The organism is Candidatus Symbiopectobacterium sp. NZEC135 (assembly GCF_025962695.1).
In genome coordinates, this window is sequence record NZ_JAGFPF010000047.1 from 23,605 (window position 1) to 32,487 (window position 8,883).

Below are 8,883 nucleotides of genomic sequence, written 5' to 3' on the forward strand. Positions count from 1 at the left end.
ATCAGCAAAGATAGGTGAAAAGTCGATCCAGGTCAAATTCTGTGAACGCTTTTCACCTGCTCCGTTATTGCTCCTCAGAAAGTGCGCTGCTGTCAGTGGGGAACACCACGCCGGTCTGACGGCGAATTTCTGTTTGCAAACGTACGACGGTAAGAGAACGTGCCAGAAAGGCGTGATTAACGTCATTTTGGGCAACCAGTGAGGCAAAGGTTTCCACTTCATACAGCATGCTGTTGATATGCTGCGGTTGGGATAAATCGATTCGTTGACCGTTGCGCGGCACCAGACTCACCTGCTGGCATTCCGACAGTCTGTCGATGACCAGCGATCCTTCCTCCCCCTGAATTTCGCTGGGAATGGCGCTGTTGCTCACCTTGGAATGCGCGATAATCACGTCAAAGTCCCCGTAATTCAGTACGACGCTGCCGTGTCCGTCCACGCCGCTGTCCAACAGGGCCGCACTGGCCTGAACGCTATGGGGGTCTCCCCACAGACTGACGGCGAAGGCCAGACAGTAGTAGCCAATATCCATGATGGAGCCGTTGGAAAATGCTGGGTTGAACGTGTTGGGGTTCTCTCCCGCCAGATAGGGCTGGTAACGGGAAGAATATTGGCAGTAATTCAGAAACACTTTACGTAGCCGACCAATGCGCGCCAGGCCTTGCGTCACCACGGCGTAATTGGGCAAGCTCGCGGTTTTGAAGGCTTCAAACAATACGACGTGATTGGCTTTCGCGCAGGCAATCATCCTTTGCGCTTGGGCATGGTTCGATGCCAACGGTTTTTCGCAGACTACATGTTTGCCATGTTCGAGAAACAGGATGGATTGTTCCGCATGCAAACTGTTCGGGCTTGCGATGTAGACCGCATCAATCAGATCGGACTGGGCGAGCGCCTCCAGAGAGGTGAAACAGTGTTCAACCAGATAGTCCGTTTGAAATTGCTGCGCTTTTTCCTGCGAACGGGAGTAGATGGCGATCAATTTCATCTTACCGGTTTCATGTGCAGCATCAACAAACTGGCGCGTGATCTGACTGGTTCCTACAATAGCGAAACGAATCATGACGGATCGATGTTCCTGGCGAGAGCGTGAGAAAAACAGAGTAACATGATGTGGGCGCAAGGCAATCGTCGCGTCGCGGTTCTGCGTAGGGGAAAACCACGGCAACAGAAGGTCATGTGGTCAGATTCGCCCTGGCTGACGAAAAGCATTTACTGCTGCCCAACGTTACGGGGTACACTGCGCAACCTTTATGACGCGGGAGAGGCCGATGAGCCAATTGGAACTGGAAACGCGAACGCTCACGTTGGTGCGTTATCCGAAAACGTCTGAGAATTCCACCTTACAAGCCTGGGAAGCCGCAGACGCGTTTTTGCTTAACGAGATTGCCGCTATGGAGCTTGCGCCTGGGCCCGTTGTGATTCTGAACGACACATTCGGCGCGCTGGCCTGTGGATTACACGCGTATGCGCCGCTCTGTGTCAGTGACAGCTATCTGAGCCAATTGGCGACGCGGCATAATTTGTCGCTCAACGGTTTTGCACCGGAATCCGTTGCGTTGCAAGACAGCCTGACGGCATTACCCGATGCGCCATCGCTGGTGGTTATCAAGGTGCCAAAAACGCTGGCGATGCTGGAGTATCAGCTCCATATGCTGCGCACGGTAGTCGCTCCACACACACGAATTATTGCCGGTGCGAAGGCGCGCGACATTCACACTTCCACGTTGCAACTGTTTGAAAAAATCATTGGCCCGACGCGGACGTCGCTGGCGTGGAAAAAGGCACGCCTGATTCACTGCGACGTGGCGCAAATCAATGTAGGTAAGTATTCACCAACCGTTGAGTGGGAGCTGGAGGGGTATGGTTACCGCATCCACAACCATGCCAACGTGTTCTCACGCGGTAGCCTGGACATCGGTACGCGCTTTTTTATGCAGCACCTGCCGAGTGATATTGAAGGCAAAATAGTGGATTTAGGCTGCGGTAATGGGATTGTCGGGCTGGTGGCGCTGGCGCAGAATCCTTCCGCGCTGGTTAGCTTTATTGATGAATCTCATATGGCGCTGGCTTCCAGCCGCATGAACGTGGAAATCAACCGTCCACACGATCTGCCGCGTGCCAGTTTTGTGGTGAATAACTCGCTGGCCAACATTGCCCCTGATTCGCTGCAAGCCGTGCTGTGCAACCCGCCGTTCCACCAGCAGCAGACCATAACCGACCATCTGGCCTGGAATATGTTCAGCGACGCGCGTCGCTGTTTAGCGCATGGCGGTGAGCTGCGTATCGTAGGCAATCGCCACCTCAACTACTACCCAAAGCTGAAACACCTGTTTGGCAACTGCGAACAGCTGGCAGGCAACAACAAGTTCGTGGTGCTGCGCGCGGTCAAGCTGGCATCGTCTCGCTGAGCGGGGCTTGAGTAACCGGCTATAGCGTTAGCGCCAGCCGGGTGGCTTGATCGATGGCCCGCCGGGCATCCAGTTCGGCGGCGACATCCGCACCGCCAATCAGATGTACGGCGCATCCGCTGGCCTGCAACGGTGCATAGAGCTCGCGCCGTGAATCCTGTCCTGCGCAGACGATGACCGTGTCGGCGGCGATGCATATCTCTTGGCCCTCATGAATAATGTGCAGCCCGGCATCGTCAATGCGCTGATACTGCACGCTGTCCATGAAGCGCACGCCGTGGCGCAGTAGCTGTGCCCGGTGTATCCATCCGGTGGTTTTACCAAGATGTTCACCCAGTTTTCCAGCCTTGCGTTGCAGCAGCACGATTTCATGTTGATGCACTGCGCCATCGGGTGCTCCGGCGGCGAGCGGTAATAAGCCCCCCCGTTTATCAAGCGTGCGGTCGATACCCCATTCGGCATAGAAATCGGCGTGCGGTGGTGCACTCAGATAATGGGCAATATCAACACCAATACCGCCTGCACCGATAATCGCCACCCGCTTGCCAACGGGAACCTTATCGCGCAGCACGTGTAAGTAGCTCACCACGCTTGGGTGATCAATGCCGGGAATCTCCGGCGTGCGCGGCGTTATGCCACATGCCAAGATAACGGTATCAAAGGTTTTAAGATCGTCTACCGTGGCGGTGGTGTTAAGACGTACCAAAACGTGAGTGAGCACCAACATACGGCGGTAATAGCGCAGCGTCTCCGTGAATTCCTGTTTGCCGGGAATTTGCCGGGCCAGATTAAACTGACCGCCGATGTTACTGTCCGCTTCGAACAGCGTCACTGCATGGCCGCGCTGTGCTGCGTTAATGGCAAAAGCGAGCCCGGCCGGGCCAGAACCGACGACGGCAACGCGTTGCGGTGTGTCTGTGGCGATCACCGGGAGTGTTGTTTCGTGGCAGGCGCGCGGGTTGACTAAACATGACGTCACCTTGCCGACAAATATACGATCGAGACAGGCCTGATTGCAGCCGATGCAGGTATTGATCTCATCGCTGCGGCCCGTTTCTGCTTTCTCCAGCAAATGCGAATCTGCCAGAAAGGGGCGCGCCATGGACACCATATCGGCGCAGCCCTGTGCCAGCATCTGTTCTGCCTGAGCCGGATCGTTGATGCGGTTGGTGGTGATAAGCGGTATCTTTACCTTGCCCATCAAACGCTGGGTCACCCAGCCAAAGGCCGCGCGCGGCACCTGCGTTGCGATGGTCGGGATGCGTGCTTCGTGCCAGCCAATACCGGTGTTAAGCAACGTGACACCCGCGGCTTCCATTTCTTGAGCCAGCGTTTCTATTTCTTGCCATGAGGAGCCGGATTCCACCAGATCGATCATGGACAGACGATAGATGATAATAAAGTGTGGCCCGACCGCACGGCGCACGGCACGCACAATTTCCAACGCGAAGCGGCGGCGGTTCTGTTCGTTGCCACCCCAATCGTCATTCCGCTGGTTGGTTCGTTCGACCAGAAACTGATTAATCAGATACCCTTCGGAGCCCATGATTTCCACACCGTCATAGCCTGCCTGCTGGGCCAGCGCCGCACTGCGGGCAAAATCAGCGATGGTGTGTAAAATCTCTTCATGAGTCATGGCGTGGGGAAGGAAGGGACTGATCGGTGCCTGAAGGGCGGAAGGCGCAACGGGATCGGGTTGATAACTGTAGCGCCCGGCATGCAGAATTTGCAGCGCAATTTTCCCTCCTGCTTCATGTACCGCAGTGGTGATCGGGAGATGGTGAGGGAGCTGTTCTTCATGTTCAAGCGTCGCCCCGCCAGCGACCACGGCACCTTTGGCGTTGGGTGCAATACCGCCGGTAACAATCAGCGCTACGCCGCCCTGCACGCGTTCTCGATAAAACGCCGCCAACCGTTCAGTGCCCTGCGGATGCTCTTCCAAACCGGTGTGCATCGAACCCATGATGACGCGGTTTTTTAACGTGGTGAAGCCCAAATTGAGCGGCGAAAAAAGCTTGGGGTAGGCGTGCATGATGCTCTCCGCAGAAACCGCGCAAGAAACTGGTCTGATGAGTTAACTGTAGCGAGTGTTGGATGTTATGTGAAATAAATGTTTATTTAATGTGATTTATGTCATTCCCTGCGGCGACACGTGATAATCGGGCGGTGTGCCAGAAGGTTTGTTGTCCGTGCCAACAATCATTATAATTCGCGGGATCAGGGTGCTAAGGAATCGCTATGTGGGTGGATGAGTGGGAACCGGCGCTGGAAAGTGCGCTTACCGATTTGGAACGTTGTGTCAGGTTGCAGCAGCAAGGCTGGCGTCAGGATCGTGAACGCTGGCAGCAGCAGCTCACGCAGGCCCAACAGCGGGAAGCGGAGCTGTGCGCGCAAATCGAAAAGTTAGTGATTCAGTTAAATTCTATGGATGCGTCGCCGGAACGAAATCCCCTGGTGCAGCGCATTAAAATGATTGGCGCCTATATTGACGCCTTGGCGAAGGATGCCTCCGCCTTTAGTCGTTCACTTCCCTGATCGGTTTGATTTGTCCTGTTTTTTCCACTGGTGTTGGTGCTCGCTGAGCAAACGGCAGAAGACTGCCGTTTGCATGACGCTGCGTGACTTCTTACAGTAGCGTCAGGGTTACGTCGATATTGCCGCGTGTGGCGTTAGAATACGGGCACACGATATGGGCTTTTTCCACCAGCGCTTGCGCGGTTTCACGCGCCAATCCCGGCAGATCAATTTTCAATTCCACTTCAATGGCAAATCCGGTTGGTGCGGCACCGATGCCGACGCTTCCCTCAATGGTGGTCGCTGCTGGCAGTGCAATTTTTTCTTTGCTGGAGACAAATTTCAACGCGCCAAGGAAACAGGCTGAGTAACCTGCGGCAAACAGCTGTTCCGGGTTAGTCCCTTCGCCACCGGCACCGCCCAGCTCGCGCGGTGTCGTCAATTTGACGCTCAGTTGCTGATCGGAGGATTCGGCGCGACCATCGCGTCCGCCGGTGGCTTTTGCGTGAGCGACATACAGTACTTTTTCAATAGACATGGTGTAACTCCTAAAGGCTATTTTTTATCGCGATACTAAATCGCGTGCTATTTAAATGGTCGAAATAAAACGTCGAGATAAGCGGCCATCAAAGATTCTCAATCAGTCTGGCACGCAGGTATTCTAACTGCTGCTTCATCGCTTGCAGCGTGCTGTCATCACACTGCGTGGCACACCGCATGTTTTCCGGTATGGCGCGCGCTTTTTGTTGCAATGCGCGGCCTTCTTCCGTCAACCGAATCAGCACCTGGCGTTCATCTTCCGCACTGCGCGTTCTGCTGACCAAACCGGATTGTTGCAATCGCTTGAGCAACGGCGTCAGCGTAGCGGAATCCAAATAGAGCTGTTCACCCAGTTCCGACACCGTAAGCCCGTCGCGCTCCCACAACACCAGCATAACAAGATACTGGGGGTAGGTGAGTGACAGTGCTGCCAGCTGTTTTCGGTAAACTTTATTCATTGCCAGATTGGCCGAATAGAGCGCGAAACAGAGTTGTCCGTCAAGCTGGTAGGCTTGCGCTGGCAATGATGTTGGTACTGTCTGCGTTTTCTTGTTCATGAAATACAATCTAGATAGACAAGGATTAAATAGCAAGCGATTTAAGAGTGAAAAACTTTGTTTTTTGATAATGGATTGATTTTAGTAATTTTATATTTTCATTTTTATCTAGACTACAGGTGTCTTAACGTTTTCCTTGCAGGGTTTACATAGTTTCTCCGCATTCTCCACATTTGACGCAATTGTGGAGGCGGAACTTGCAGAGATTTACCCTTACGCTAATTAACTCGAAGTTGCACGGCCTATACTCAATACCGTCAAGACGACAATCGTCGTTAACGAGTAACCTGGAAAGAGAGAGATAGCACTATGCGTAAACTGACAGCGATTCTGGTGGCATCTACATTGGCGTTTGGCGCGGCGGGTATTGCGCATGCGAACGATGCTCAAAAAGGCCACGGTCATGAAGCTCGTATGATGAAAGGTGAACGCGGTGGCCCTCGTACCGGCATGCATGAAGAGTGGATGCTTAAAGATCTTAACCTGACCGAGGCGCAGAAAAAACAGGTTGGGGATATCATGCGCGATGCACGCGATAACATGCGCAAAGTGATGCAGGATGAACACAGCGCAATGCGTGATGTGATTGCCTCCGACACGTTCGATATGGCGAAAGCTCAAGCGCAGGTCAATAAGCAGGATGAGATTCATAAAGCGCGGATGGTGAGCCGCTTGGAGACGCAGAACAAGATCTATAACGTTCTGACGCCTGAGCAGAAAAAGCAGTTTAACGCGAATTTTGATAACCGCATCAATCACAAGATGATGGAACCCGCTGAGAAGGCTGCGGCTAAGTAATTCAGCCTTTCTCTTCTGACAACCGCCTTACTCACCGTGCAAGCCTGTTTATTGGGTGGCAGATGAGAAGGCGGTTTTTTTACGCCAGATGTTCACCGGCCAACGGTTAACGTGCGAGTAATGTAAGCCACTCATTATGGGTTAGCTTGCGATAAAGCGGGCGTATACGCGCCTTAACGAACTGTAAAATCGCCTGTTCGTCCATGGATTCAGCCTTGGACGGATAATCCCCCCAGCCGCTGTCATACAGTTGGTAATAGAGGGTGTTCAGATAGTGTGTGGTTTTTGAAAAAAAACGTGGGCCAAAGTCGAAAAAGTGCTGAGAGAACAGATATAAGCTCTCTTCTATGCCCTTGGCGTTTGGGGTGTTCAGCAAATACCACATCTGTATCTTCAGCCAGACTAAGGCACTGGTATCTACGCTGGGCCTTTTTATTTTATTCTCATACAGATAGCGATCGAGATAACCGTTTATCTCGTCATAATCCAGCTTTACGTCCAGGCAAAACGACGCAATGATAAGCAGCGTTTCGGAATCATTACCAAACAGCACTTCCTTTTCTGCCCAATCAATCAGCGCGTTATAGTGCTTCTCCCGGTGTAGTGGCTCAAGCAGGGGTTCAAACTCATACAGAGACAATAAATCCTGTAAGGTGTAGGGATAGGTTAATGCATCCATGCCATCATCCTTTTAAATATGCGTCAGTGACTCATCAGCGCGATGAGCGCGATCAATGCGGGCATTGCTTGAACATAGAGAATTTTCCGGCTTACGGTGAGGGCACCGTACAGTCCGGCAACCAGAACGCAGGCCAGAAAAAAGACCTTAAATTGAAAACCTGCTTCACCCAGCCATAACCCCCAGAGTAATCCAGCGGCTAAGAAACCATTGTACAAACCCTGATTTGCGGCCATTGTCTTAGTGTCGCGAGCAAAATCAGCGTGGAGATTAAAGGCTTTACGACCAACGCGGGTGTTCCACAAGAACATTTCCAGGGCGAGGATGTAAACATGTATCGCTGCAACCAGGGCAATTAGAATGTTTGCCAGCACAATCAAGCCTTCTCGAAACCGTGATGTAGGGGAGTAAAGTATAGGTGAACTGCATGGGTTATGAATAAGTAATGTTTAACGTCCTGCCGATCACTGGGCACACTTTGGTGCGTGGTGAGTCATAAGTTCAATTACCCAGTCGATAAACACCCGAAGCTTGGCGCTTAAATACCGGTTTGGGGGAAAAGCCAGATAAAGCGGCATTGGACTAAATGTCCACTGTTCGAACAGCCGGTGCAATTCGCCACGCGCCTCATGCGCTTTTGCCATGTAGGTGGGCAATAAAATAACGCCAAGTCCTGCCAGGCCAGCGGCAAGATAGGCATTGCCATCATCAACGGCAAGCTGATAACGCCCGTTAGTCCTGACCGTGTTGCCATCATGGCTCGCTTCCAGTGCCGCAACCTTTCCGGTTTGTGAGTTCAGATAGCCGACCAGATAATGCGCTGATTGCTCCAGTTGATGGGGGTGGGTTGGTGTCCCCGCGCGAGCCAGATAATGCGGTGCGGCATAGGCTCCGATCGTCAAATCTCCCACATGGCGGGCAATCAGTGATTGCTCCGAGATATCGCCTGCGCGTATCACGCAGTCCACATTCTCCCTGACCATGTCTATCTTTCGATCGCTGGCACCGAGATCGATCTGGATATCAGGGTATTGTGCGTAAAATTCAGACAAAGCCGGCACCAAAATCAGACGAGCCAACGGACTGGGAACGTCAATGCGCAGCTTACCTCTGGGCGTGGTAACGGCGTTGGAGAGGCTGGTTTCTGCATCATCCATCGCGGCAAGCAAACGGACGGCATGCTCGTAATACACCGCGCCATCGGCGGTAACATGCACCTTTCTGGTGGTTCTGTTCAGGAGTTTGACGCGCAATCGGGTCTCGAGTTGCTGGATTAACTGCGTAACAGAGGTTTTGTTCATCTGTAACGTGGCAGCGGCTTTGGTAAAACTGCCCGACTCGACCACCCGAATAAAAGCCTGCATTGCGTCAAAGCGATCCATCT

The 8,883-nt window shown here is 52.8% G+C and carries 10 protein-coding genes; 3 read left to right on the forward strand and 7 right to left on the reverse strand.

Annotation, left to right across the window (positions count from 1 at the left end; genetic code table 11):
* Positions 1–64: 64 nt before the first annotated feature.
* The gene (locus J5224_RS18405; RefSeq protein WP_264626733.1) at positions 65–1,063 is read right to left on the reverse strand and encodes a Gfo/Idh/MocA family protein; all 999 of its coding nucleotides are present in this window, start codon (positions 1,061–1,063) and stop codon (positions 65–67) included.
* Positions 1,064–1,271: 208 nt separating this feature from the next.
* Between J5224_RS18405 and rlmG the strand changes: the two genes are divergently transcribed.
* Positions 1,272–2,411 (forward strand): 23S rRNA (guanine(1835)-N(2))-methyltransferase RlmG, encoded by a 1,140-nt coding sequence (gene rlmG / locus J5224_RS18410; RefSeq protein ID WP_264626734.1) that lies wholly within the window; start codon positions 1,272–1,274, stop codon positions 2,409–2,411.
* A 19-nt stretch (positions 2,412–2,430) separates the two neighbouring features.
* Here the strand turns inward: rlmG and J5224_RS18415 are convergent, their stop codons facing one another.
* Positions 2,431–4,443, reverse strand: coding sequence for an NADPH-dependent 2,4-dienoyl-CoA reductase (locus tag J5224_RS18415; protein WP_264626735.1), 2,013 nt, complete (start codon positions 4,441–4,443; stop codon positions 2,431–2,433).
* A gap of 206 nt (positions 4,444–4,649) precedes the next feature.
* Here J5224_RS18415 and J5224_RS18420 point away from each other — a divergent pair, with 206 nt between their 5' ends.
* The gene (locus J5224_RS18420) at positions 4,650–4,946 is read left to right on the forward strand and encodes a hypothetical protein (protein WP_264626736.1); all 297 of its coding nucleotides are present in this window, start codon (positions 4,650–4,652) and stop codon (positions 4,944–4,946) included.
* A gap of 91 nt (positions 4,947–5,037) precedes the next feature.
* Here J5224_RS18420 and J5224_RS18425 read toward each other — a convergent pair whose 3' ends face one another.
* Both J5224_RS18425 and J5224_RS18430 read right to left on the reverse strand, forming a co-directional pair.
* Positions 5,038–5,463, reverse strand: a complete 426-nt coding sequence (locus J5224_RS18425; RefSeq protein ID WP_264626737.1) for an organic hydroperoxide resistance protein — start codon at positions 5,461–5,463, stop codon at positions 5,038–5,040.
* A gap of 88 nt (positions 5,464–5,551) precedes the next feature.
* Positions 5,552–6,022: a MarR family winged helix-turn-helix transcriptional regulator gene (locus J5224_RS18430; RefSeq protein ID WP_264626738.1), complete on the reverse strand. Its 471-nt coding sequence runs from the start codon at positions 6,020–6,022 to the stop codon at positions 5,552–5,554.
* Positions 6,023–6,331: 309 nt separating this feature from the next.
* Here J5224_RS18430 and spy point away from each other — a divergent pair, with 309 nt between their 5' ends.
* Complete coding sequence (spy, locus tag J5224_RS18435) at positions 6,332–6,820, forward strand: ATP-independent periplasmic protein-refolding chaperone Spy (protein WP_264626739.1); 489 nt, start codon at positions 6,332–6,334, stop codon at positions 6,818–6,820.
* Positions 6,821–6,926: 106 nt separating this feature from the next.
* Here spy and J5224_RS18440 read toward each other — a convergent pair whose 3' ends face one another.
* From J5224_RS18440 to J5224_RS18450, 3 genes are all read right to left on the reverse strand, one after another.
* On the reverse strand, positions 6,927–7,499 hold the full coding sequence (locus tag J5224_RS18440; protein WP_264626740.1) for a hypothetical protein: 573 nt from the start codon (positions 7,497–7,499) through the stop codon (positions 6,927–6,929).
* Between the two features lie 23 nt (positions 7,500–7,522).
* Positions 7,523–7,873, reverse strand: a complete 351-nt coding sequence (locus J5224_RS18445) for a DUF1304 domain-containing protein (protein ID WP_264626741.1) — start codon at positions 7,871–7,873, stop codon at positions 7,523–7,525.
* A gap of 90 nt (positions 7,874–7,963) precedes the next feature.
* The gene (locus J5224_RS18450; RefSeq protein ID WP_264626742.1) at positions 7,964–8,881 is read right to left on the reverse strand and encodes a LysR family transcriptional regulator; all 918 of its coding nucleotides are present in this window, start codon (positions 8,879–8,881) and stop codon (positions 7,964–7,966) included.
* Positions 8,882–8,883: the final 2 nt, after the last annotated feature.